Consider the following 22411-nt stretch of genomic DNA (forward strand, 5'->3'; position numbering starts at 1 on the left):
TGACCAGGCATGATCACGGGCTGAACTGTTCATCTCACGATGTGGTACTCGTCGGCCGTATCGCGGTCGCTCGTTAGACTGACCGGCGACCGCAGTACTGGATTGAGCGAGGAGCGCACGTGGGCCTTGTCGTGCAGAAGTACGGAGGCTCCTCCGTAGCCGATGCCGAGGGCATCAAGCGCGTCGCCAAGCGGATCGTGGATGCCAAGAAGAACGGCCACCAGGTGGTCGTCGTGGTTTCCGCGATGGGCGACACGACGGACGAGCTGATCGATCTCGCCGAGCAGGTATCCCCGATGCCTGCCGGGCGTGAATTCGACATGCTGCTGACCGCCGGAGAGCGGATCTCCATGGCCCTGCTGGCCATGGCGATCAAAAACCTGGGCCACGAGGCCCAGTCGTTCACCGGCAGCCAGGCAGGCGTGATCACCGACTCGGTCCACAACAAAGCGCGCATCATCGATGTGACGCCGGGCCGCATCCGCACCGCGCTGGACGAGGGCAACATCGCCATCGTCGCCGGTTTCCAGGGCGTGTCCGCGGACTCCAAGGACATCACCACCCTCGGCCGGGGCGGCTCGGACACCACCGCCGTGGCGCTCGCCGCGGCGCTGGACGCCGAGGTCTGCGAGATCTACACCGACGTCGACGGCGTCTTCACCGCGGACCCCCGCGTCGTGAAGAAGGCCCGGAAGATCGACTGGATCTCCTCCGAGGACATGCTGGAGCTCGCGGCCTCCGGCTCCAAGGTGCTCCTGCACCGCTGCGTCGAGTACGCCCGCCGCTACAACATCCCGATCCACGTCCGCTCGTCCTTCTCCGGACTGCCGGGCACCTGGGTCAGCAACGAGAATCCGCAAGGGGACGCGCAGGTGGAGCACGCCATCATCTCCGGAGTCGCTCACGACGTCTCCGAAGCCAAGATCACGGTCGTCGGCGTTCCGGACAAGCCGGGCGAGGCCGCGGCCATCTTCCGCGCCATCGCGGACGCCGAGATCAACATCGACATGATCGTCCAGAACGTGTCGGCGGCCTCCACGGGCCTGACGGACATCTCCTTCACCCTCCCCAAGGCCGAGGGCCACAAGGCCATCGACGCCCTGGAGAAGGCGAAGGCGCAGATCGGCTTCGACTCCCTGCGCTACGACGACCAGATCGGCAAGATCTCCCTGGTCGGCGCCGGTATGAAGACCAACCCGGGCGTCACCGCCTCCTTCTTCCAGGCGCTGTCCGACGCGGGCGTCAACATCGAGCTGATCTCCACCTCCGAGATCCGCATCTCGGTCGTGACCCGCCAGGACGACGTCAACGCGGCCGTCATCGCCGTCCACACGGCCTTCGGCCTCGACTCCGACAGCGACGAGGCCGTCGTCTACGGAGGCACCGGACGATGAGTCCGCACCGGTCCGCCCCGGCCCCGGCGCTCGCCGTGGTCGGGGCGACCGGGGCGGTCGGAACGATCCTGCTCCAGATCCTGTCCCAGCGGGCGGACGTCTGGGGCGACATCCGCCTGATCGCCTCCTCGCGCTCGGCCGGCCGCGTGCTGGCCGTACGCGGTGAGGAGGCCGAGGTGCTCGCCCTCACCGAGGACGCCTTCGAGGGCCTCGGCGCGGGCGACGTCGTGCTCTTCCTGACCCCGGCGGAGGTGTCGGCGCGCTGGGTCCCCGTGGCCACCGCGCGCGGCGCCGTCGTGGTGGACCAGTCCGCCGCCTTCCGGGAAGACCCCGAGGTGCCCCTGGTGGTGCCCGAGGTGAACGGCCACGCCGTACGCAGCCGCCCCCGCGGGATCGTCGCGGGCCCGGACTGCGTGACCGCCGCGATGATCGCCGCCGTGGGCGCGCTGCACTCCGAGTACGGGCTGGCCGAGCTGGCCGTCTCCTCGTACCAGGCCGCCAGCCGCTCCGGCCGGGCGGGCGCGGACGCCCTGCGCAGGCAGCTGACCCAGGTCGCCGGAAGCCCCCTCGGGGAGCTGCCCGGGGACGTGCGCCGCGCCGTCGGCGACGACACCGGGCCGTTCGCGGCGCCGCTCGCGCTGAACGTGGTGCCCTGGTCCGGGGAGCTGCGCGCGGACGGCTGGTCCTCGCACGAGCTGGCCGTACGGGCGGAGACCCGGCGGATCCTGGGCCTGGAATCGCTGCCGGTCGCCGTGACCTGCGTCCAGGTCCCGGTGGTGACGGGGCATTCCCTGACGGTACGGGCCCGCTTCGAGCGGGAGGTGGCCGCGGCGCACGCCCGGGAGGTCCTGGAGGCGGCGCCCGGGGTGGTCCTCGTCGACGATCCGGCGGCGGGCGAGTTCCCGACGCCGGCGGACGCGGCCGGTACCGATCCCGCCTGGGTGGGGCGGCTGAGGAGCTCGCTCGACGATCCGAGGGCCCTGGAATTCTTCGTGTGTGCGGACAATCTACGCAAAGGTGCCGCCCTGAACGCCGCCCAGATCTCGGAACTGATCGCGGGTGAATTCGCGTAATCCGCTTTGTAGGATCGGCATCGATCCCTTGATCAAGGTGATGGCCCGACTGCCGCCTGGATGAATGGGGCAATCGGGAAGAGCGGGTACGCATGAAGGCAATAGGGAAATTGCTGAATACTCTGCCTGGCGCGTACAACCCTGACGGGGGGATGCGTGTCCAACGGGCGTGGCAGAGGCACTGTTGGACGTGGCCGTCCTACCGGCGCGCAGCGGGATCGTTCCCTCGCGCCGGCGTCCAGGCACGCCCGGCGGCGGCTTCCCTGTGATCGTGCCCGTCCCGCCGGCCAGCGTGCCGCACATCGCACCGCCGACCCTGGGCGGCCGCGTGCCCGCGCCCCGCGATAGCGCGGACACCGCCACGAATCCACCCTCGACGGAGGTCCTCCCGCCCGCGGCCGTCCCGCCCGGCGCTTCGATACCCGGGGCGGCCGCCGAGGCCGGCGCCGGTGCCGACGCCGAGCGGCCGGTCGTGGCCGGTACCACCGTCGACCACCTCACCGAGACCTACCGGGCCCACTACCGCTCCCTGCTGGGCCTGGCCGCGCTCCTCCTCGACGACACCGCCTCCTGCGAGGACGTGGTCCAGGAGGCCTTCATCCGTGTCCACTCGGCCCGCAACCGGGTCCGGGACCGGGACAAGACCCTGGCCTATCTCCGCCAGACCGTCGTCAACCTCTCCCGTTCCGCGCTGCGCCGCCGCATCCTCGGCCTGAAGCTGCTGTCGAAGCCGATGCCGGACATGGCCAGCGCGGAGGAGGGGGCTTACGACCAGCTGGAGCGCGACGACCTGATCAGGGCGATGCGCGGGCTCCAGCGCCGTCAGCGCGAGGTGCTCGTACTGCGCTACTTCGCCGACATGACGGAGGTCCAGGTCGCCGAGACGCTCGGCATTTCGCTCGGCTCGGTCAAGGCGTACGGATCGCGGGGCATTGCCGCGCTGCGGGTGGCGATGGAGGCTGCGCAGTCATGAGGGACGACCACGAGAACCTGCCCGGCCCGGCCGGGACGGCCACGGCCGACGAGCAGCTGCTGCGCGGCCTGCTGGCCGGAGCCGTGCAGGGGCTGGAGCCCTCCGAGGGGGCCCTGGAGCGGCTGCGGCACGCGGTGCCCGCGCGCCGGGCCCGCAAGCGGCAGGCCCTGCTGGCGACGGCCGCGGTGGCGTTGCTCGCCGGCACCGCGATCCCGGCCGCGCTGCACCTGAACGCCGACGAGGGGGCGGTGGCCGGGCACTCGGCCATGGCCGGCCACGGCGAGTCGCAGGGCCCCAAGGCGGCCGACGCCTCCGACCCGCGGCAGAACGGTTCCGACGCGGCGGCCGGACCCCGGCCGGTGGGGTCACCGAGCGGCGGCCAGAGCACGGGCGGCGCCACGCAGCCGTCCCCGCGGACGAGCGGCTCCCCGTCCGGCGGCACGTCCGCGGGCCCCGTCGGTGCCGGAGCGGGCGCCCCCTCGGGCGGCGCCGGCCACGGGCCGCTGCCTCCGGTGGGTGCGGCGCCCGGCGTGGCGCCGGGGTGCACGGCCGACCAGCTGGGCGTGTCGGGCAGTGCCCGCGCCCCCGAGACCGACGGCAAGGTCTACGGCAGCTTCAAGGTCACCAACGTCTCGGCGCGGGGCTGCACGGTCTCCGGCCCGGACACCGTGACCGCCGCCTCGGTGGCGCCCGCCGGCCCGCCGCCCGTCCAGGCGGCCGCGCCGCCGGTGACGGTGACGGGCCACACGGCGGGGGACCCGGCGAGCGCGCTGCTGCCCGACCCGTCCGCCGAGGCGCCCGTCGTGCTGCTCCAGCCCAACACCGCGTACGAGGTGCGCTTCGCCTGGGTCCCCTCCGGCCAGTCCTGCCCGGCGGCGAAGCCGGCGCCTTCGCTGGGCTCCCGGCAGGAGGGCGGTGGGGCGCAGTCCGCGGTCGGCGGGCAGGGCGGGGCGACGGGGGGCGGTGCGGCCGGCGGCACGGAGCCCGCGGGCGCCGACACGGCCCCGGCCAAGGATCCGCAGACCGGCTCCCGGAGCCCGTCGGCCGGGGTCGAGGTCTCCCACACCCCGGGCACGGGCGCCCCCGTCACCCAGACCACCATCCCGGCGGCCTGCGGCGGCACGGTCTACCGCACGGGCCTCATTCCGCCGGGCGCGCCGTAGCCGGCTCGGGCGTCGCTTCCGGCTCCGGCCCCGGCGTCGCTTCCGGCTTTCCGGCGGGGTCCGCGGCAGCGGGTGCGGGGGCTTCGGCGGGCAGCAGTCCCGACTCGGCGTCGCGGAGGGTTTCCACCTCGCGCCGGTAGAGCCGGAACCACATGAAGAGCACGAAGGCGACGAAGACGAACCACTCGCCCGTGTAGCCGAGGTTCTGGAAGGCCTTCAGGTCCAGCCCGGTGTTGTTCGGCGCCTTCGCCGGCACCGGAGTCATCCCGTCGACCGGGGTCTGCACCGTCAGCCAGGCGTCGTAGAGCGGCTCGTGCACCAGGTTGACCAGCGTGGCCGCACCGATGACCCCGAGCTGGCCCGGCGGCAGCCCGCCCTGCGCGTGCACGCCCTTGGTGCCCGAGCTCTCCGAGGACTGCAGGGCCCCCGTCACCTCGACCCGACCCGTCGGCGGGGCCGGCGCCTTCGCCGGGTCGGCCGTACCCGGCAGCCAGCCCCGGACCACCGGGACCGTCTTCCCGGAGTCGGTCCGCAGCAGGGTCAGGACGTAGAAGCCGGGCTTCCCGCCGAGGTCCCGTTCGGGGACGAGCAGCTGCTGACCGTACTCGCCGGCCGTGGAAGCAAGCCGCCCCGAGGTCTTCGTGTCCACCGGGAGCAGCGAGTCCAGCGGCGCGGGCGCCTGGTCGGCGGGCCGCTCGGCCCGCGCCTCCGCGTGGCTGCCGACGCGGTCCTCGAACCGGCCGAGCTGCCAGGTCCCCATGAACAGGCAGAAGGGGATGGAGAGCGCGACGAAGACGTTGATCCCCCACCAGCGCGGGGTCAGGAGAAACCGGTGCACCCCACCAACGGTACGGGGGGTGCACCGGAAGCCCGGTGCCGGGTCAGCCCGGCAGGCCCTGCGGCAGGTGCTTCAGCGCGAATTCCAGGTCCATCCGGACCTGCTTGATGCGCTCCTCCACCACCAGCGAGCCGTGTCCCGCGTCGTAGCGGTACACCTCGTGCACCGCGCCGCGCGCAGCGAGCCGGTCGACGTAGTTCTCGATCTGCCGGATCGGGCAGCGCGGGTCGTTGACGCCCGCCGCGATGTGCACCGGCGCCTTCACCGCGTCCACGTACGTCAGCGGCGAGGAGGCCTCGAACCGCTCCGGGACCTCCTCCGGGGTGCCGCCGAAGAGGGTGCGGTCCAGGGCCTTCAGCGCCTCCATCTCGTCGTGGTACGCCGTCACGTAGTCCGCGACCGGTACGGCGGCCAGCCCGACCGCCCAGTCGTCGGGCCGCATGCCGATGCCGAGCAGTGTCAGGTAGCCGCCCCAGGACCCGCCCGAGAGCACCAGCCGCGCCGGATCCGCCAGGCCGGAGGCCACGGCCCACTCCCGGACCGCAGTGATGTCCTCCAGCTCGATCAGGCCGACCCGGTGCTTGAGGGCGTCGGTCCACTCGCGGCCGTAGCCCGTCGAGCCCCGGTAGTTGACGCGGACCACCGCGAAACCGTGGTCCAGCCAGGCCGCCGGGGTGGCCGCGAAGGCGTCGGAGTCGTGCCAGGTCGGCCCGCCGTGGATCTCGAAGACCGTCGGGAAGGGGCCGTCACCGTGGCCCACGGGCCGCTGTGCGAGCGCGTGGATCCGCCCGCCGGGCCCTTCCACCCAGACGTCCTCCACCGGCACGGAGGCCGGCGGCCGCATGCCCGGCGGGTCCAGGACGACCCCGCCCGCGGTGGACCGTACGACGGCCGGCTCGGCGGCCGAGGACCACTGGTACTCCACGGTCCCGTCCGGGCGGGCCGTCGCACCCGACACCGTTCCCGGCGGAGTGTCCACCCGTACGAGTTCGCGCGCGGCCAGGTCGTAGCGCCACAGCTCGCTGCGCGCCTCGAAGCTGTGGGCGATGAGCAGCGCGCTCCCGTCCGGGTACCACTCGGCGCTCACGTCGCCGGGCAGGTCGACGGCCAGGTCCTCCTCCGCCCCACTGGCCACGTCCCACACCATCGGCTCCCAGCGGCCGCGGCGCTGGTGCCCGATGAGCAGCCGGGTGTCCCCGGCGACGGGTGCGAAGCCGAGCACCTCCAGGCCCAGTTCCTCGGTGCCGCCCCGGGAGTCGTCCAGCTCGGCGACGGTGGCGCCGTCGAGGGTGACCACGCGCAGCGCCGTGTGCATGGCGTCGCCGTGCTCGGTGTGCTCGATCGCCAGGAGGGTCCCGTCGTAGGAGAGGTCGCCCACGCCGGCCGACTCGCGGTGCCGGTAGACGACCTCGGGGGCGGCGCCGGGGCGTACGACGTGGATGGTGGAGCCCTCCTCGTCGGTGGACCGGCCCACGACCGCCGTGCCGTCACGGCCGATGGCGAGGCCGGCGGGGTAGGAGGGCTCCAGTCCGGGCGTGGCGGGCTCGTCCGGTCCGCCGGCGAAGGGCTGGCGGACCCAGGTGCCGAACTCGTCTCCGTCGGTGTCGGAGAACCACCAGATCCACTCCCCGTCGGGGGAGAGCGTGCCGTCGGTGGTGCCGTTGGGGCGGTCGGTGGCCTGCCGCTGCGTGCCGGTGGCCCGGTCCCAGGCGTAGAGCTCGTAGGTCCCGGTGGCGTTCGAGACGAAGAGCGAGCGGTCCGGGGCGTCCTCGGCCCACTCGGGAAGGCCCACGCGCGGTGCCCGGAAGCGCTTCTCCCAGTCGGGCATCTCGGAAGCGGGTGCGGTGCCGGGGGTCAGGTCGCTGTCGCTGCTGGTCATGCGCTCCATTCTTACGGGTCCGGCCGCGGCGGGCGGCCGGGATGCCGACTGCGCCGAACGGGCGCATGGTGGTGTGCGTACGCCGAACGCTGCGAGAGGGTGTTGATCATGGCCAAGAAGGCTCGTACCGGCCACCACAGCCACCAGGATTCCGAACGCGCGATGGCGAAGAACACGGCGGCCGAGGCACGTGCCAAGGCCGCGGGCAGAGAGGCCCAGTCGCTCTCCGCGAAGACGCGAGGCATGCAGCAGAAGGCACAGGCCAAGCGCGGCTGAGCCTCGGCACCGGTCACCGGCCCGATGTTTCACGTGAAACGTCGGGCCGCGTGCCGGTGTCGGGCCCCGGGCCCGCGCGGGTCCGTGTGCCCGCGCGGGTATGTGTGCACGCGCGGGTCCGCCGAGCCGCGTGCGCACTCCGGGCGGGGTGCCTAGGCTGGCTCGCATGCGGATGATCGTCCGGGGCGCCCGGCTGCTGCACGAAGACGGCCTGTCCGACGTGGAGGTCGCCGAGGACGGCCGGATCGCGCGGGTGATCCCGTACGACGACCAGAAGGAGCCGCCCGCGACCGGCGTGCTCATCGAGGCCCACGGCGGGCTGCTCACCGCCCCCTTCGTCGAGCCGCACATCCACCTGGACACCGCCCTCACCGCAGGCCGGCCCCGCCCGAACGTCTCCGGCACCCTGTGGGAGGGCATCGCCTGCTGGAGCGAGCGCAAGCGCACCCTGACCCGCGAGGACGTGATCGCCCGGGCCACCGAGGTGCTGCGCTGGCAGGCGGCCAACGGCGTGCTGCACGTCCGTACGCACTGCGACGTCACCGACCCGTCCCTCACCGCACTGGACGCGCTGCTGGAGGTCCGCGACCGGGTGCGGGACATCATGACCCTGCAGATCGTCGCCTTCCCGCAGGAGGGCATCGTCTCCTTCCCCGACGGCGAGGCGCTCCTGCGCGAGGCCGTCGCCCGCGGGGCGGACGTGGTCGGTGCGATCCCGCACTTCGAGGACACCCGCGAGGACGGCGTCGCCTCGCTGCGGACCGCGTTCGCGGTGGCCGAGGAGCACGGACTCCGCGTAGACGCCCACTGCGACGAGATCGACGACGAACAGTCCCGCTTCGTGGAGGTGCTGGCCAGCCTCGCCCTGCGTTCGGGCCTGCGCGAGCGCGCCACCGCCTCCCACACCACCGCCATGGGCTCCTACAACGGCGCCTACAGCTTCAAACTCCAGCGGCTGCTCGCCCGTTCCGGCATCAACCTGGTCGCCAACCCCTTCGCGAACCTCAACCTCCAGGGCCGCTTCGACGCCTACCCCAAGCGGCGCGGCCTCACCCAGGTGAAGGAGATGCTGGCCGCCGGGGTCAACGTGGCCTTCGGCCACGACGACGTGATGGATCCCTGGAACGCCCTCGGCACCGCCAACCCGCTCCAGACCGCCCTCGTCGGCCTGTACGCCGCCCAGCTCACCGGCGCGGACGACATCCCGGTCGCGTTCTCGATGGTGACGGAGCGCGCGGCGCGGGTCCTCGGCCTGTCCTCCACCGAGTACGGGATCACGCCGGGCGCCCCCGCCTCCTTCGTCCTCCTCCCGGCACCCACCCCCGCGGAGGCGATCCGCCGCCAGGTCCGGCCGCGGTACGTCGTCTCGCGCGGCACCGTCCTCGCCGAAACCCCGCCCGCACCGGCCCGGTTGTGGTGGCCGGGAGAGGAAGGCCCGTCGGCGGTGGACTTCACCACCCCCCTCTAGAGTGCGGTCCATGACGTGGACCCTTCACAACCTCGATTCGGACACGGCCCGTTCGGCCTTCGAGATCGCCTCGGAGTACGCCGACGCCGCCCTCCTCAACCACTCCGTCCGCTCCTACGCCTTCGGCGCCGAGTACGCCCGCGCGCACGGGCTCTCGTACGACGCGGAGCTGCTCTACGTCAGCGCCCTGCTCCACGACCTGGGCCTGACCGCGCCGTTCGACAGCCACACCCTGCCCTTCGAGGAGGCCGGCGGACACGTGGCCCGGCTCTTCACGGCCGGCCTGGGCTGGCCCCCGGCCCGCCGGGCCCGCGCGGAGGAGGTCATCGTGCTGCACATGCGCGACGACGTCACGGCCGCCGAGGACGTCGAGAGCCACCTCCTCCAGGTGGGCACCAGTGCCGACGTGTCCGGCCTGCGCGTGGCCGACTTCGAGCCGGCCTTCCTCTCCGGCCTGCTGGAGCACTACCCCCGCCTCGGCTTCGGCCCCTCCTTCCTCGCCCTGGTCGAGGACCAGGCGGCCCGCAAGCCCGCCTGCGCGGCGACGTCCTACGTCGCGGGCGGCGCGGCGAAGCGCATCGCCGCGAACCCCCTGGACGCGTGACGCACGGGGCCGGCCGGGCGGCGGCCCCCGGCCCGGCCCGGTCCCCGTCGGGCGTCAGAGCCCCCGCTCGATCATGGCGATCACGTCCCGGCCCGCGTCGTGGGCCTGCTCCGGGGTGATGCCGCACAGGGGGCCGTCGATGATCAGGGACGCCAGGCCGTGCACCGCGGACCAGGCGAGGAACTCCGCGCCCGGGCGGCGGGCCTGCGGCAGGGCGCCGGTCTCCACGAGCCCGTCCAGCGAGGCGCCGAGCAGCTCGAACGGCGTGAGCCCGCCCGCCCCGGCGGCCGTGGCGTCGGCCGCGTACGTCATGTCGGCCGGTACGTGGAAGGCGGTCCGGAACCAGCCCGGCTCGGTCACGGCGAAGCGGATGTAGCCCGTTCCCACCGCGCGGAAGCGGGCGCGGGCGGCTTCGGCCGGGTCCTGGGCGGGGGGCAGGCCGTCGATCTCCGCCTCCATCGCCAGGGCCACCCGGGCCATCGCGGCCTGCGAGACCCCGTGCACCAGTGCCCCCCGGTCGGCGAAGTGCCGGTAGGCGGCGTTGGGCGACACCCCGGCGCGCCGGGTGACCTCGCGCAGCGAGACGGCGTCCGGTCCGCCCTCGCGCGCCAGCTCCAGGGCGGCTTCGAGCAGCGCGCTGCGCAGGTTCCCGTGGCGGTAGGTACTGCGCTTGGGCGGGGGCGGTGGTTCGGTCTTCGAAGGCATCGGGCCTCGATTCCTCGCTTTATGTGGACGGCGTGAACTTACAGGTATAGCCTACGATCGAGATGTGGACGCCGTCCACATAGTGTGAGGGGGAGCAGACCGTGCAGAAGGCCATTTCCCGCGACGGGACCGCCATCGCCTACGACCGCAGCGGCGCGGGTCCCGCCCTCGTCCTCGTCGGAGGCGCCTACCAGGTCCGCAACGACCCCAGGTGGGCGGTGCTCGCGGGGCTCCTCGGCGAGCGCTTCACCGTCGTGACCTACGACCGCCGCGGCCGGGGCGACAGCGGCGACACCGCCCCCTACGCGGTGGAGCGGGAGGTCGAGGACCTGGTCGCCGTCATCGCCGAACTCGACGGCCCCGTACGGGTGATGGGCATGTCCTCGGGCGCCGTCCTGGCCCTGGAGGCCGCGGCCCACGGCGTCCCGATGAAGGAACTCGCCCTGTACGAGCCCCCCTTCGTCGTCGACGACAGCCGCCCCCCGGTCCCCGCCGACTGCGTGGAGCAGCTGGACACCGCCATCGCCGAGGACCGGCGCGACGACGCCGTCACCCTCATGCTCACCGCCGCCGTCCTCGTCCCGGCCGAACTCGTCGGCCAGATACGGGCGAGCGGCCTCTGGAGCCACTTCGCGGCGCTGGCGCACACCCTCCCGTACGACGCCCGGGTCATGGGCGACACCATGTCCGGCCACCCCCTGCCGGCCGACCGCTGGGCGGCCGTACGGATCCCCGTGCTGGCCATCGGCGGCGGCGCGAGCGACCCCTGGCTCCAGTCCGGCGCCCGGGCCCTCGCCGCCCTGCTGCCGGCGGGCCGCCACCGCACCCTGGACGGCCAGACCCACGACGTGGACCCGGCCGTCCTGGCCCCCGCCCTGGCGGAGTTCTTCGGCGCCGACGGGCCCTCAGCCTGACAGCTGACGCCGGGGCCCGGGCAGCAGCTCGGTGGTGATCAGGGCCGCGACGGCGGCCAGGATCACCACCGGCGTCATCCCCGGGCTGCCGACCAGCAGGATCGCCATCACCGCGCTGCTGACCGGCAGCCGCAGCACGCTCGCCCCCGCCGCGGCCAGCCCCGCCGCCACCGCCGGCACCACCCCCAGCCCGGGCAGCGGCGCCGCCAGCACCCCGGCCGCCGCCCCCAGGAACAGCGCGGGGAAGATCGGGCCGCCGCGCATGCCGCCGAGGCAGAGCGCGTACGCGACGGTCTTGCACAGCAGCACGGCCACCAGCGCCCCCGCGCCCCAGGCCTTCGGATCACCGGCCAGCGAGGCCAGCAAGGCCTGCCCGGACGAGGCCACGTCCACCGGGGAACGGTCCGTGACCAGCGCGTACACGGCCGCGCAGACACCGGCGCCGAGCGCGCACAGCGCCGTACGCGTCACCGGCCCCTTCGCCACGAACGCCGCCACCACCTGACCCGCCCCCACCGCCTCGCGCACGACGGCCGCCAGCACCACGGCCAGCAGCAGCGCCCAGCCCACGTCGGCCGCGTCCAGCCGGGGCACGGGCCCGGGGAGCGTGACGGCCAGCCCGTCGGTCTGCAGGCCGGTCCAGCGCCCGAACCCGGTGAACACCAGGGCCCCCACCCCGCTCGACAGCATCGCGGGCAGCATGACGGCGACCAGCTGCGGGCCGCCCACCCCCACCACCTCGATCAGCAGCACGGCCGCGACCAGCGGGCTCCCGAAGATGGCGGCGATGGCCGCGGCCGCGCCCGCCACCCCCAGCAGCGCCGTGGCCTGCGGGGTGGCCGACCCCCGCGCGAGGTCCCTCAACAGCAGCGCGAAGCCGCTGCCCAGGGCGATCAGCGGCGCCTCCGGGCCCAGCACCGCGCCGAACGGCAGGCTCGCCGCCGCCGCGAGCACCACCCCCGGCAGCACCTTGGTCGACGCCCCGCCCACGGCCAGCCCGGCCGCGGGGACGTGCCCGCCGGCCCCGGGCAGCCGGGCCACCACCAGGCCCACGCCGATGCCGCCGACCAGCAGCAGCGGCAGCGGCCACCACCACGGCGGCCCGTCCCAGCCGAGCGAGTGCGGCAGGCTCTCCCACAGCAGCTGCTGCAACGCGTGCAGCCCCGCGAGGAACCAGAAGCAGACGAGGGACACCGGAATCCCGACCAGGGCGCAGAGCAGCAGGATCCTGCGGTACGAAGCCGTCTTCAGCAGCCCCCGCAGCACCACCGGTTCGGGCTGCCGGGCCGGCTGGGCGGGCCGGCCGGGCTGCCCGGGCTGGGGTTCCGTAGCCGTCATGGACCGCTCCTCTTCTCAGGCCGCCGGGACAGCCCGGTCTCCACCGCTCCGAAGAGCACCTTGGCGACGAGCCCCACCATGATCAGATCGGCCACCATCTGCGCGGTGACCAGCGCCCGCCCGGTCCCGTCGGCGGGCACGATGTCGCCGAAGCCCACGGTCGCGAACACCGTCACCGTGAAGTACAGGGCGTCGGTCCGGCTCAGCGCCTCGGAGAACGACCCGGGCCGGTCACCCGAGAGCAGGAAGTACGCCGCCGAGAACAGCATCAGGAACAGCGGCACCGCGGTGCCCAGGGCCTCCAGGACCCGCAGCCTCGGATGGGCCGAACGGGCGATGGCCTTGACCTGCCAGACGATCAGGCACCCGAAGACCAGCAGCCCCGCGGCCAGCGCCGCGACGGCCACGACCCCGAAGCCGTAGTCCAGCGGGGCCACGTAGTACAGGTACGTCACCAACGCCCCGGACCCGACCGCCCGCAGCAGGTGCACCAGCACCACCATCCACCCGGAGCCGCCGCCCATGACCGCTCCTCACCGCAGCCTGTCCCTCCCCGCATTCCAACACCCCCACCCCCACCCCGCACCCCACGCACACCCACCGGAGCGGTCAGGACACTGCAGGGGCCCGATCCGGTCCTCGGATCAGGCCCCTGACCTGGAGAAGGCGGCGGGTGCTACTTCGCGCCGAGCGCGTACCAGTACGACTCCTGCACGATCCGCCAGGCGATCTCCAGCTCCGCCGAGTTCCGGGGCCCGTAGATGAGCGTCACGTTCTGGACGGGGTGGTGCACGCCCCAACCGGCGTCGATTACCTCGGCCTCGATGTCCTTCGGGAGGGTCACGTGGAGGGAGCCGTCGTGGTGGGGGTGGATGTGCGCGAACTCCCGGCCGCCCTGGAACGCTTCGTCCGGACCCGACCCGATGCCCTCGGGCAGGAAGAGCGAGCGGGCGTGCGAGACGGAGACGAGCGTGGGGGCCATGTAGACGAAGGGCAGCGCCCGCATCCGCCCCCACAGCTCCTCCTGCATCATGATCGGGGAGATCTGGGAGCCCTGGCCGTGCGGGGCAGGACCGAAGACGCGCGGGGCCGCGCCGGGGCGCGGGGGCAGGGAAAGCACGATGGTGTTCCTTTCCGGCCGACGGAAAGCCGGCCGCGGCGTGAGCGCTCCAAGGAGCTGCGAAGCTGCGGCATCCAGGGTCCACGCATCCGCTTTTGCCTTGCTGGCGATCCGGTCGAGGACGCCCGGGGGTACCCGAAGGACGGCACGCCGAAATGCAGGAAGGGCCTGATCCGCGATGCGGATCAGGCCCTTGACCTGGTCTTACGAAGTCGGGGTGGCGGGATTTGAACCCACGACCTCTTCGTCCCGAACGAAGCGCGCTGCCAAGCTGCGCTACACCCCGATCGTCGCCCTGAAGCTGTGCTGTCCTGGCGACATCGATTACTTTAGCGGACCCTCGGCCTGAGACGAAATCCGGTTTTCGCGGGGGTCCGGGGCCGGGGTCAGGCCTTGGGGGCCAGGGTCAGGAGGGTCGCCTCCGGGGGGCAGGCGAAGCGGACCGGGGTGAAGCGGTTGGTGCCGCAGCCGGCCGAGACGTGGAGGTACGAGCGCCGGCCCTGGGTCTCGTACGTGGACAGGCCCTTCACCCGCTTCGTGTCGAGGTCGCAGTTGGTGACGAGCGCCCCGTAGAAGGGGACGCACAGCTGGCCGCCGTGGGTGTGCCCGGCGAGGATCAGCGGGTAGCGGTCGGCCGTGAAGGATTCCAGTACCCGCAGGTAGGGGGCGTGCACCACGGCCAGGGAGAAGTCCGCGTCCGCCTCCGGGCCGCCCGCGACCCGCTCGTAGCGGTCCCGCTTGATGTGCGGGTCGTCCAGGCCGGTGAAGGCCAGCTCCACCCCGTTCACCTTCAGCCGGGCCCGGGTGTTCGTGAGGTTCAGCCAGCCCGCCGCGTCGAAGGCGTCCCGCATGTCCTCCCACGGGTTGTGCACGGCGCCGACGACCGGCTTGTTGCCGTTGAGGCCGTGGCGGCCCTGCACCTTCTCGATCAGGTAGCGCCCGGGGTTGCGCAGCCGCGGCCCGTAGTAGTCGTTGGACCCGAAGACGTACACCCCGGGGAACTCCATCAGCGGACCCAGAGAGTCGAGCAGCTCGGGCACGCCCTCCGTGTCGGAGAGGTTGTCCCCGGTGTTCACGACGAAGTCGGGGCGCAGTCCGGCCAGGGACTGCAGCCAGGCGCGCTTCTTGCGCTGGCCGCCGACCATGTGGATGTCCGAGACCTGCAGTACGCGCAGCGGGCGCATCCCGGCGGGCAGTACCGGAACGGTGATCCGGCGAAGTCGGAAGGACCGGGCTTCGAACCCCGCGGCATAGGCCACACCAGCGGCCCCCACCGCCGCGATCGAGGCGGTCACCTTCAGGGGGGTTGCGTAACGCGCGTGCATGCCCCCATCGTCGCAGACCAGGAAAACCGATGGGCGCCCCAGGCCCCGCACCTGGCAGACTCAGGGGCATGACCACGCTCAAGGCCAAGCTCCAGGAAGACCTCACCACCGCCATCAAGGCGCGCGACGAACTCGGCTCGTCCACCCTGCGCCTGACCCTCTCCGCCATCACCAAGGAGGAGGTCGCGGGCAAGGAGGCGCGCGTGCTCTCCGACGAGGAAGTCCTCAAGGTGATCGCCAAGGAGGCGAAGAAGCGCCGCGAGGCCGCGGAGGCCTTCGCCCAGGGCGGCCGCGACGAGCAGGCCGCGCGGGAGACCGCGGAGGGCGAGTTCCTCGACGCCTACCTGCCCAAGCAGCTCAGCGACGACGAGCTGACCGCGATCGTGGCGCAGGCCGTCGAGGAGGCCAAGGCGGCTGGTGCCGAGGGGCCGCGGGCCATGGGCGCCGTCATGAAGATCGTCAACCCGAAGGTGGCGGGTCTGGCGGAGGGCGGCCGCGTCGCCGCGGCCGTCAAGAAGCAGCTTTCGTAGGGTCGGCCTTCGTAGGGACAGGAACAGCAGAGAAGAAGAGGGGAGGGCCCCGGCCGGTGATCCGGCCGGGGCCCTCCCCCTCTTTCGTCTCCGTTCGGCTACGGGGTCGCCCCGCCGCCGGCGCCCGTCGGACCCGGGATCACCGGGACCTCGGGCACCGGCTTGACCGGCACGTCGGGGACCGGGTTGACCCCGCCGCCTCCGGCGGCAGCTCCGCCGCCACCGGCCCCGCCGCCGGGCTTGTTGTCACCGCCGGGCTTGCCGGGCTTGTTCGGCTTGCGCGGGGTGGCGGGCGGCTGGGGCGTGTTGCCCCGGCCGCCGCCGTTCCCGCCGGTGCCGCCGTTGCCCGCGCCGCCGCCCCCGACCGGGGACTCCGGGACGCTGGCGCCGACGAAGTTCGGGGCCTCGCGGCCGGAGAGCGCGCCCGAGACGGCGTCCTTCCAGATCGGGCCGGGCAGGCCGCCGCCGAAGACCTTCGGGTAGTACTGACCGCCGATGGTGATGTCCTCCATCGAGATCTTCTTCGAGCCGCCGGAGCCGACCCACACCGCGCTGGACAGGTTCGGGGTGTAGCCCACGAACCAGGCGTTGTAGCGGTTGTCGGTGGTACCGGTCTTGCCCGCGTTGTCGCGGTCGGTCAGGCCGGCCCGCTCACCCGTACCGGAGTCGACGACCCCGCGCAGCAGCTGGTTGATGGTGTCGGCCGTGTCCTGGGACATCGCCCGGTCGCACTTGGTCTTCGGCACCGTGAGCGCCTTGCCGTGCGCGTCGGTGATCGACTCCAGGGCGATCGGGGTGCAGTAGACGCCCCGGTTCGCGAAGGCGGCGTACGCGTTGGCCATCGTCAGCGGGGACATCTCGGCGGAGCCGAGCGCGATGGACGGCTCCTCGGGCAGCTTGACCCCGCTGGCCGGGACCACGCCGAGCTTCTGCGTCATCTCCGTCACCGGGCAGAGGCCGATGTCCGAGATCATCTGCACGAAGTAGGTGTTGATGGACTTCTCCATCGCCGTCCGCAGCGCGTACGGGCCGACCTCGTCCCGCGTCTCGTTCTCCGCGGTCTGCAGCTTGCCGTTGCCGAGCGGCAGGTTCTGCCAGGCCGGGCCCGAGCAGCGCGCCACCGGGCTCGGGTACTCCATCTTGTTCGGGGCCGAGTAGACCTTCGTCGGCTCCATGCCCTGCTCTATGGCGGCGGCCGCGATGAACGGCTTGAACGTGGAGCCCACCTGGAAGCCGAAGTTGGAGCCGCCCATCCGCTTGTCGACGGAGTAGTTGATCTGCGTCTCGTTCTTCCCGAAGCCGTACGGCTTCGACTGGCCCATCGCCAGGACCTTGCCGGTGCCCGGCTGGACCATGGTCACGGCCGTGGCGATCGAGTCGTCCTCGTTGACGTGGTCCTTGATCGAGGCGTTGGCGGCCTCCTGCGACTGCGGGTCCAGCGTCGTGCGGATGGTCAGGCCGCCCTGGTTCCAGATCTTGGCCCGCTCCTCGCGGGTCTTGCCGAAGACCGGGTCGGAGAGGAAGGTGGCGCGCACGTAGTCGCAGAAGAACCCGGCGCCCTTGACCGCGGTGATGCAGCCGTTCTTGGGCCGGGTCACCTTCAGCGTGACCGGCTTCGCCTTCGCCTCGTCCGCCTCGGCCTGCGAGATGTCCTTGACGTCGGCCATGCGCTGCAGGACGACGTTGCGGCGCTTCATCGCCTCCTGGCTGTCGTTCACCGGGTCGTACCGGCTGGGCGACTGCACGAGGCCGGCGAGCAGCGCCGACTCCTCCAGCGTCAGGTCCTTGGCGGGCTTGCTGAAGTAGCGCTGGGCGGCGGACTCGATGCCGTACGCCCCCTGGCCGAAGTAGGTGATGTTGAGGTAGTTCTCGAGGATCTTCTTCTTCCCGAGCTCCTCCTCGACCTGGATCGAGTACTTCAGCTCGCGGATCTTGCGGCCGAGGCTCTTCTCCTGGGCCTCGCGCACCTTCGTCTCGTCGTCGCCGGCCTCCTCGACGAAGACGTTCTTCACGTACTGCTGCGTGAGCGTGGAGGCGCCCTGGGCCGCGCCGCCCTCCTGCGCGTTGCGGTTGACCGCACGGAGGATGCCCTTGAGGTCGACCGCGCCGTGCTCGTAGAAGCGCGAGTCCTCGATGGCGACGATCGCCTTCTGCATGTAGGGCGACATGGCCGTCAGCGGCACGACCTGCCGGTCCCGTGAATAGACGGTGGCGATCAAGCCACCCTCGGCATCCAGGATCGTGGTGCGCTGGCTCAGCGGAGGCGTCTTCAGATTGGCCGGGATCTCATCGAAACCCTCGACCGTGCCCTTGGCCGCGAGGCCCAGCGCGCCTGCGCCCGGGATCGCGATGCCGGCAAGTACGACTCCGGAGAGAACCGACACCCCGAGGAACTTGGCGGCCTGCTGCGGCCCCGTCAGCCCTGCGCCCGAGCGCTTCTTTCCCATAGAGGGCAGCCTACGTTCTCATTCACCGGACACGCGCGAATGCCTTGGCCTAAGCTGTCCCCAACTGTCACAGCAGTGCGGTGCGACATCAACCCCCCGGCTTGATTTTCACCCTTCCCGAATGGGGTGGACTCATGTCCGAATCCCGCCCTTCGCTCTGACGGCGGCTCACCGGCGCTCCCCGATTTCACCCGAATCGCCGGAATGGTCGGGCATGTCGCCGGATCACTCCGTCGGGTGATCTGCCGCTTACCCATAGTCCGTTCGGACCATTCAAGATTGGGCCCGTCGGGGGTGTTGCACCGTCCCCGCCTTCCGTAACGTCCTCAACTGGCAGCGGTGAATATGCCGCTACCGCCGTGGGGGAGCCTCGATTCGGGAGAGGACGGCACCGGGATGGGCTGGGTTACCGACTGGAGTGCGCAGGCAGCCTGCCGCACTACCGATCCGGATGAACTGTTCGTTCAAGGAGCGGCACAGAACAGGGCCAAGGCGGTGTGCACCGGGTGTCCGGTGCGGACCGAATGCCTGGCCGACGCACTCGACAACCGTGTCGAGTTCGGAGTGTGGGGCGGCATGACCGAGCGGGAACGACGCGCATTGCTGCGCCGGCGTCCCACCGTCACCTCGTGGCGACGGCTGCTCGAAACCGCCCGCACGGAGTACGAGCGCAGTACGGGCATCCTCACCGTGGATGTCGACGCGGAGATCGACGTGTCGTACGAGACCTACGCGGCAGCCGGGTAACCACCCGGGCGCCGCGCCGGCACCACTCGTACGTACGCCTACGCTCCTGCGGCCGGAACCCCGGCCGCGAGTCGCTCTCCGATGGCCCGCAGCCCGGCGAGGTCGTGCACATCGCCGGGCAGGGCGGCCACTTCGGCCACCGCCACCTCCGGGTGAAGAGAGGTGAAGCGATCGCGTGTGCGCTGCTCACGCGCGATCACCTGCATCCGCTCGGCGTGCAGGCGCAGCAGTCCTGCGGTGATCTGGTCCACGCCGTCCACGCCGTTCACGCCGTCCACGTCATTCGTGTCGTTCACGTCGTTCACGTCGCGCTGGTCATGTACGTCGCCCACACCGGGGGAGCCGTCGTCGGCGGCGTCACGAAGTCCAGCTTTCCCGGACTCCTGATCGACAATGCCGCCTTCTTCAAGATTCTCTGCGGCCGCCAGCGCCCGCTCCGCCGACAGCTGTTCCGCGTCACTCCCGTGCACCCGGTTCAGCACCAGACCGGCCAGCGGCATCCTCTCCGCGGCCAGCCGCTCCACGAAGTACGCCGCCTCGCGCAGCGCGTCCGGCTCCGGCGCCGCGACCACGAGGAACGCCGTACCGGGAGCCTGGAGCAGCCGGAACGTCGCGTCCGCGCGCGTGCGGAACCCTCCGAACATCGTGTCCATCGCCGCCACGAACGTCTGCACGTCCTTCAGCAGCGAGGCACCCATCAGCTTGCTCAGGGTGCCGGTCATCATCGACATGCCGACGTTGAGGAACGCCATCCCGGCCCGGCCGCCGACCTTCGCCGGAGCCATCAGCACCCGGATGAACTTCCCGTCCAGGAAGGACCCCAGCCGCTTCGGCGCGTCGAGGAAGTCCAGCGCGGACCGGCTCGGCGGGGTGTCCACGACGATCAGGTCCCAGTCGTCCCGGGCCCGCAGCTGCCCCAGCTTCTCCATCGCCATGTACTCCTGCGTGCCCGCGAAGCCGGCCGACAGGGACTGGTAGAAGGGGTTCGCCAGGATCGCCCGCGCCCGCTCGCCGTCCGCGTGCGACTCGACGATCTCGTCGAACGTCCGCTTCATGTCCAGCATCATGGCGTGCAGTTCACCGCCGCCCGCCCCGCCGCCGCCCTCTATCCCCGGCACCCGGCGCGGCGTGTTGTCGAGGGAGTCGATCCCCATCGACTGGGCCAGCCTGCGCGCCGGGTCGATGGTCAGCACGACCACCTTCCGCCCGCGCTCGGCCGCCCGTACGCCCAGTGCGGCCGCGGTGGTGGTCTTGCCGACCCCGCCCGCGCCGCAGCACACGATGATCCGCGTCCCCGGATCGTCCAACAGCGCGTCGACCGCCAGCCGCTGCGGCGTGTCCAGCCCCATGGTCTCCCCGCCCCCGCTCATTCGGCGCCCACCTGCTTGCGCAGCTCCGCCGCCAGCTCGTACAGCCCGGCCAGCTCCATCCCCGAGCCGAGCAGGGGGAGTTCGTACGTCGGCACGCCGAGGCCCGCCAGCACCGCGCGCTGCTCCCGCTCCAGCTCCACCCGGCTCGCGTGCTCGGCCGCCTGCGTCAGGAGCGGCTCCACCAGCCGCTCGGCCAGCCCGCCCCGCCGCGCCCCGCCCAGCCCCGCCCGGGACAGGGCCTTGGCGATCTCGGTGCGGTGGCCGTCCGCGGCCGCCCGCAGGGTGTCCTCGTCGAGGTGGTGCGGGCGAACCATGTTGACGATCACCCGGCCGACGGGCAGCCCCGCCCCCACCAGCTCGTCGATCCCGTCCGAGGTCTCCTGGACGGGCATCTCCTCCAGCAGCGTCACCAGGTGCACGGCCGTGTCCGGGGACTTCAGCACCTTCATGACGGCCTGCGCCTGGTTGTGGATGGGCCCGAACCGGGCCAGCCCCGCCACCTCGTCGTTGACGTTCAGGAAGCGGGTGATCCGCCCGGTCGGCGGCGCATCCATGATCACGTGGTCGTAGACGAACCGCCCGGCCTTGTCCTTGCGCCGCACCGCCTCGCACGCCTTGCCGGTCAGCAGGACGTCCCGCAGACCGGGCGCGATCGTCGTCGCGAAGTCGATCGCGCCGAGCTTCTTCAGGGCGCGGCCGGCCGAGCCGAGCTTGTAGAACATCTGGAGGTAGTCCAGCAGCGCCCGTTCGGCGTCGATGGCGAGCGCGTACACCTCACCCCCGCCCGCGCCGGGCGCGACGGCGATCTTCCGCTCCTCGTAGGGGAGCGCTTCCGTGCCGAAAAGCTGTGCGATGCCCTGCCTGCCCTCGACCTCCACGAGAAGAGTCCGCCTGCCCTCGCGCGCGAGGGCCAGCGCGAGTGCCGCGGCGACCGTGGTCTTGCCGGTGCCGCCCTTGCCGCTGACCACCTGGAGCCTGCTCACAGCGTCCGAGCCTAACCACTCCCGCTCAGGCATTACGCTCGCCCCCATGACCAAGAAGTTCGAATACGCGACGGTCCCCCTGCTGGTTCACGCCACCAAGCAGATCCTGGACACCTGGGGCGAGGACGGCTGGGAGCTCGTCCAGGTCGTGCCCGGCCCGAACAACCCCGAGCAGCTCGTGGCCTACCTCAAGCGGGAGAAGGCATGAGCGGCGTCGTCGAGGCCCGGATCGCCGAGCTCGGCCTGACCCTGCCCGAGGTCGTCCCGCCGCTGGCCACGTACCAGCCGGCGGTCCGGTCGGGCGCGTACGTGTACACCGCGGGCCAGCTGCCGATGGTGCAGGGCAAGCTCCCCGTCACCGGCAAGGTCGGCGCCGAGGTCTCCGCGGAGCAGGCGAAGGAACTCGCGGCGACGTGCGCGCTGAACGCGCTGGCCGCCGTCAAGTCCGTGGTCGGCGACCTGGACAAGATCGCCCGTGTGGTGAAGGTCGTCGGCTTCGTCGCCTCGGCCCCCGACTTCACGGCGCAGCCGGGCGTGCTGAACGGTGCGAGCGAGCTGCTGGGTGAGGTGCTCGGCGACAAGGGCGTGCACGCGCGCTCCGCGGTCGGTGTGGCGGTCCTGCCGCTGGACGCGCCGGTCGAGATCGAGATCCAGGTCGAGCTGACCGCCGGGGCCTGACCCCTGTTTTGACTCGCCGCTCGCGCGGCTCGGCGCCCGGGCGCCTCACCGGCTTCGCGCCGCCGCGTCGGACTCCGTCCGGCGGTGTGCGGGGCGGGGCCGGTTCGTGTGCCGCTGCGCGGTGCCGGCCCCTCCCCGCCCTTCAACCGTTCTCGCCCTCAGTCGCCGGGCGCGGCTACGGACACGGCGCCACCGCGCCCGCGCCTCACACGCCGGCGAGGCCGGAAGATCCAGCCCCGCCGGGCGTCCGAGGCGCGGGGTCCGGGGCGGAGCCAGGGTCTTTCAGCCCCGGCGGCGATCGAGGCACGGGTCCGGGCGGAGCCCGGGGAACGGGCGAAGGGCGGGTAGGGGACCTCGCTCCGCGCGGCGGCGCACCGGCCGCCGGTGCCCACCGCTCGCGGCGGCGTACCGTCCCGCCGGGGCTCACTGCCCGCGGCGGCGTACCGTCCTGCCGGGGTCCACTGCCCGCGGCGGCGTACCGTCCTGCCGGGGTCCACTGCTCGCGGCGGCGTACCGTCCTGCCGGGGTCCACTGCTCGCGGCGGCGTACCGTCCCGCCGGGGCTCACTGCTCGCGGCGGCGTACCG

22 protein-coding genes and 1 tRNA gene are annotated in these 22411 nt (G+C 72.5%); 12 read left to right on the forward strand and 11 right to left on the reverse strand.

Annotated elements, in window-relative coordinates; translation table 11 throughout:
* Window positions 1-119: 119 nt before the first annotated feature.
* From ABD973_RS17310 to ABD973_RS17325, 4 genes are all read left to right on the forward strand, one after another.
* Complete coding sequence (locus ABD973_RS17310) at window positions 120-1394, forward strand: aspartate kinase (protein WP_125598063.1); 1275 nt, start codon at window positions 120-122, stop codon at window positions 1392-1394.
* Window positions 1391-2467, forward strand: coding sequence for an aspartate-semialdehyde dehydrogenase (locus ABD973_RS17315; RefSeq protein ID WP_345500752.1), 1077 nt, complete (start codon window positions 1391-1393; stop codon window positions 2465-2467). The genes ABD973_RS17310 and ABD973_RS17315 overlap by 4 nt, the downstream gene beginning before the upstream one ends.
* Before the next feature lie 418 nt (window positions 2468-2885).
* On the forward strand, window positions 2886-3440 hold the full coding sequence (locus ABD973_RS17320) for a SigE family RNA polymerase sigma factor (RefSeq protein ID WP_345504615.1): 555 nt from the start codon (window positions 2886-2888) through the stop codon (window positions 3438-3440).
* Complete coding sequence (locus ABD973_RS17325; RefSeq protein ID WP_345500754.1) at window positions 3437-4603, forward strand: hypothetical protein; 1167 nt, start codon at window positions 3437-3439, stop codon at window positions 4601-4603. The genes ABD973_RS17320 and ABD973_RS17325 overlap by 4 nt, the downstream gene beginning before the upstream one ends.
* Here the strand turns inward: ABD973_RS17325 and ABD973_RS17330 are convergent.
* Both ABD973_RS17330 and ABD973_RS17335 read right to left on the reverse strand, forming a co-directional pair.
* Complete coding sequence (locus ABD973_RS17330) at window positions 4581-5441, reverse strand: SURF1 family protein (protein ID WP_345500756.1); 861 nt, start codon at window positions 5439-5441, stop codon at window positions 4581-4583. The two genes, ABD973_RS17325 and ABD973_RS17330, sit on opposite strands and share 23 nt — an antisense overlap.
* A gap of 43 nt (window positions 5442-5484) precedes the next feature.
* The gene (locus ABD973_RS17335; RefSeq protein ID WP_125821586.1) at window positions 5485-7320 is read right to left on the reverse strand and encodes a S9 family peptidase; all 1836 of its coding nucleotides are present in this window, start codon (window positions 7318-7320) and stop codon (window positions 5485-5487) included.
* 108 nt (window positions 7321-7428) lie between these two features.
* On the opposite strand from ABD973_RS17335, the gene ABD973_RS17340 reads away from it, so the two are divergent.
* The 3 genes from ABD973_RS17340 to ABD973_RS17350 all read left to right on the forward strand — a co-directional run bounded on the left by ABD973_RS17340 (window position 7429) and on the right by ABD973_RS17350 (window position 9668).
* Window positions 7429-7596 carry a hypothetical protein gene (locus ABD973_RS17340; protein ID WP_164720908.1) on the forward strand — a complete coding sequence of 56 codons (168 nt, stop codon included), beginning with the start codon at window positions 7429-7431 and terminating at the stop codon, window positions 7594-7596.
* Between the two features lie 166 nt (window positions 7597-7762).
* A complete protein-coding gene (gene codA, locus ABD973_RS17345; protein WP_345500759.1) occupies window positions 7763-9064 on the forward strand; it encodes a cytosine deaminase in 1302 nt (433 codons plus the stop codon).
* 10 nt (window positions 9065-9074) lie between these two features.
* Window positions 9075-9668 carry an HD domain-containing protein gene (locus ABD973_RS17350; RefSeq protein ID WP_345500761.1) on the forward strand — a complete coding sequence of 198 codons (594 nt, stop codon included), beginning with the start codon at window positions 9075-9077 and terminating at the stop codon, window positions 9666-9668.
* Between the two features lie 54 nt (window positions 9669-9722).
* Here the strand turns inward: ABD973_RS17350 and ABD973_RS17355 are convergent, their stop codons facing one another.
* Window positions 9723-10373, reverse strand: coding sequence for a TetR/AcrR family transcriptional regulator (locus ABD973_RS17355; protein WP_345500763.1), 651 nt, complete (start codon window positions 10371-10373; stop codon window positions 9723-9725).
* A 101-nt stretch (window positions 10374-10474) separates the two neighbouring features.
* On the opposite strand from ABD973_RS17355, the gene ABD973_RS17360 reads away from it, so the two are divergent.
* Entirely contained in the window at window positions 10475-11287 is an 813-nt protein-coding gene (locus tag ABD973_RS17360; RefSeq protein WP_345500765.1) for an alpha/beta fold hydrolase, read from the forward strand.
* Here the strand turns inward: ABD973_RS17360 and ABD973_RS17365 are convergent.
* From ABD973_RS17365 to ABD973_RS17385, 5 genes are all read right to left on the reverse strand, one after another.
* On the reverse strand, window positions 11279-12625 hold the full coding sequence (locus tag ABD973_RS17365; protein WP_125821582.1) for a chloride channel protein: 1347 nt from the start codon (window positions 12623-12625) through the stop codon (window positions 11279-11281). The genes ABD973_RS17360 and ABD973_RS17365 overlap by 9 nt on opposite strands.
* Window positions 12622-13149 carry a potassium channel family protein gene (locus ABD973_RS17370; protein WP_125821581.1) on the reverse strand — a complete coding sequence of 176 codons (528 nt, stop codon included), beginning with the start codon at window positions 13147-13149 and terminating at the stop codon, window positions 12622-12624. Before ABD973_RS17370 ends, ABD973_RS17365 begins: the two co-directional genes overlap by 4 nt.
* A 152-nt stretch (window positions 13150-13301) precedes the next feature.
* Window positions 13302-13745, reverse strand: coding sequence for a luciferase domain-containing protein (locus tag ABD973_RS17375; RefSeq protein ID WP_125821580.1), 444 nt, complete (start codon window positions 13743-13745; stop codon window positions 13302-13304).
* A 212-nt stretch (window positions 13746-13957) separates the two neighbouring features.
* A tRNA-Pro gene (locus ABD973_RS17380) sits at window positions 13958-14031 on the reverse strand.
* Window positions 14032-14131: 100 nt separating this feature from the next.
* Entirely contained in the window at window positions 14132-15070 is a 939-nt protein-coding gene (locus tag ABD973_RS17385; RefSeq protein ID WP_125821579.1) for a metallophosphoesterase, read from the reverse strand.
* A 68-nt stretch (window positions 15071-15138) separates the two neighbouring features.
* Between ABD973_RS17385 and ABD973_RS17390 the strand changes: the two genes are divergently transcribed.
* The gene (locus ABD973_RS17390) at window positions 15139-15600 is read left to right on the forward strand and encodes a GatB/YqeY domain-containing protein (protein ID WP_125603877.1); all 462 of its coding nucleotides are present in this window, start codon (window positions 15139-15141) and stop codon (window positions 15598-15600) included.
* Window positions 15601-15698: 98 nt separating this feature from the next.
* Here the strand turns inward: ABD973_RS17390 and ABD973_RS17395 are convergent, their stop codons facing one another.
* Entirely contained in the window at window positions 15699-18047 is a 2349-nt protein-coding gene (locus ABD973_RS17395) for a transglycosylase domain-containing protein (protein WP_125603878.1), read from the reverse strand.
* Between the two features lie 396 nt (window positions 18048-18443).
* On the opposite strand from ABD973_RS17395, the gene ABD973_RS17400 reads away from it, so the two are divergent.
* Complete coding sequence (locus ABD973_RS17400; protein WP_030228569.1) at window positions 18444-18794, forward strand: WhiB family transcriptional regulator; 351 nt, start codon at window positions 18444-18446, stop codon at window positions 18792-18794.
* 38 nt (window positions 18795-18832) lie between these two features.
* Here the strand turns inward: ABD973_RS17400 and bagB are convergent, their stop codons facing one another.
* Together bagB and bagA are read right to left on the reverse strand one after the other, a co-directional pair.
* A complete protein-coding gene (gene bagB, locus ABD973_RS17405) occupies window positions 18833-20143 on the reverse strand; it encodes an ATPase BagB (protein WP_386381880.1) in 1311 nt (436 codons plus the stop codon).
* 17 nt (window positions 20144-20160) lie between these two features.
* Window positions 20161-21147: an ATPase BagA gene (bagA, locus tag ABD973_RS17410; RefSeq protein WP_125821577.1), complete on the reverse strand. Its 987-nt coding sequence runs from the start codon at window positions 21145-21147 to the stop codon at window positions 20161-20163.
* A 46-nt stretch (window positions 21148-21193) separates the two neighbouring features.
* Here bagA and sp36 point away from each other — a divergent pair, with 46 nt between their 5' ends.
* Complete coding sequence (sp36, locus tag ABD973_RS17415; RefSeq protein ID WP_007264966.1) at window positions 21194-21355, forward strand: Sp36 family protein; 162 nt, start codon at window positions 21194-21196, stop codon at window positions 21353-21355.
* Complete coding sequence (locus tag ABD973_RS17420) at window positions 21352-21825, forward strand: RidA family protein (protein ID WP_125598345.1); 474 nt, start codon at window positions 21352-21354, stop codon at window positions 21823-21825. The genes sp36 and ABD973_RS17420 overlap by 4 nt, the downstream gene beginning before the upstream one ends.
* The last annotated feature ends 586 nt before the right edge of the window (window positions 21826-22411 follow it).

It is taken from the genome of Streptomyces racemochromogenes (genome assembly GCF_039535215.1).
GTDB lineage: Bacteria > Actinomycetota > Actinomycetes > Streptomycetales > Streptomycetaceae > Streptomyces > Streptomyces racemochromogenes.

What these genes read in the sequence shown, in the direction of transcription:
- ABD973_RS17370 (WP_125821581.1), bottom strand. Translation starts at nt 13,149, where the DNA reads ATGGGCGGCGGCTCCGGGTGGATGGTGGTGCTGGTGCACCTGCTGCGG.
- ABD973_RS17350 (WP_345500761.1), top strand. Translation starts at nt 9,075, where the DNA reads ATGACGTGGACCCTTCACAACCTCGATTCGGACACGGCCCGTTCGGCC.
- ABD973_RS17400 (WP_030228569.1), top strand. Translation starts at nt 18,444, where the DNA reads ATGGGCTGGGTTACCGACTGGAGTGCGCAGGCAGCCTGCCGCACTACC.
- ABD973_RS17420 (WP_125598345.1), top strand. Translation starts at nt 21,352, where the DNA reads ATGAGCGGCGTCGTCGAGGCCCGGATCGCCGAGCTCGGCCTGACCCTG.
- ABD973_RS17385 (WP_125821579.1), bottom strand. Translation starts at nt 15,070, where the DNA reads ATGCACGCGCGTTACGCAACCCCCCTGAAGGTGACCGCCTCGATCGCG.
- ABD973_RS17365 (WP_125821582.1), bottom strand. Translation starts at nt 12,625, where the DNA reads ATGACGGCTACGGAACCCCAGCCCGGGCAGCCCGGCCGGCCCGCCCAG.
- ABD973_RS17395 (WP_125603878.1), bottom strand. Translation starts at nt 18,047, where the DNA reads ATGGGAAAGAAGCGCTCGGGCGCAGGGCTGACGGGGCCGCAGCAGGCC.
- codA (WP_345500759.1), top strand. Translation starts at nt 7,763, where the DNA reads ATGCGGATGATCGTCCGGGGCGCCCGGCTGCTGCACGAAGACGGCCTG.
- ABD973_RS17335 (WP_125821586.1), bottom strand. Translation starts at nt 7,320, where the DNA reads ATGACCAGCAGCGACAGCGACCTGACCCCCGGCACCGCACCCGCTTCC.
- ABD973_RS17325 (WP_345500754.1), top strand. Translation starts at nt 3,437, where the DNA reads ATGAGGGACGACCACGAGAACCTGCCCGGCCCGGCCGGGACGGCCACG.
- bagB (WP_386381880.1), bottom strand. Translation starts at nt 20,143, where the DNA reads ATGGGGCTGGACACGCCGCAGCGGCTGGCGGTCGACGCGCTGTTGGAC.
- ABD973_RS17390 (WP_125603877.1), top strand. Translation starts at nt 15,139, where the DNA reads ATGACCACGCTCAAGGCCAAGCTCCAGGAAGACCTCACCACCGCCATC.
- ABD973_RS17340 (WP_164720908.1), top strand. Translation starts at nt 7,429, where the DNA reads ATGGCCAAGAAGGCTCGTACCGGCCACCACAGCCACCAGGATTCCGAA.
- ABD973_RS17315 (WP_345500752.1), top strand. Translation starts at nt 1,391, where the DNA reads ATGAGTCCGCACCGGTCCGCCCCGGCCCCGGCGCTCGCCGTGGTCGGG.
- ABD973_RS17355 (WP_345500763.1), bottom strand. Translation starts at nt 10,373, where the DNA reads ATGCCTTCGAAGACCGAACCACCGCCCCCGCCCAAGCGCAGTACCTAC.
- sp36 (WP_007264966.1), top strand. Translation starts at nt 21,194, where the DNA reads ATGACCAAGAAGTTCGAATACGCGACGGTCCCCCTGCTGGTTCACGCC.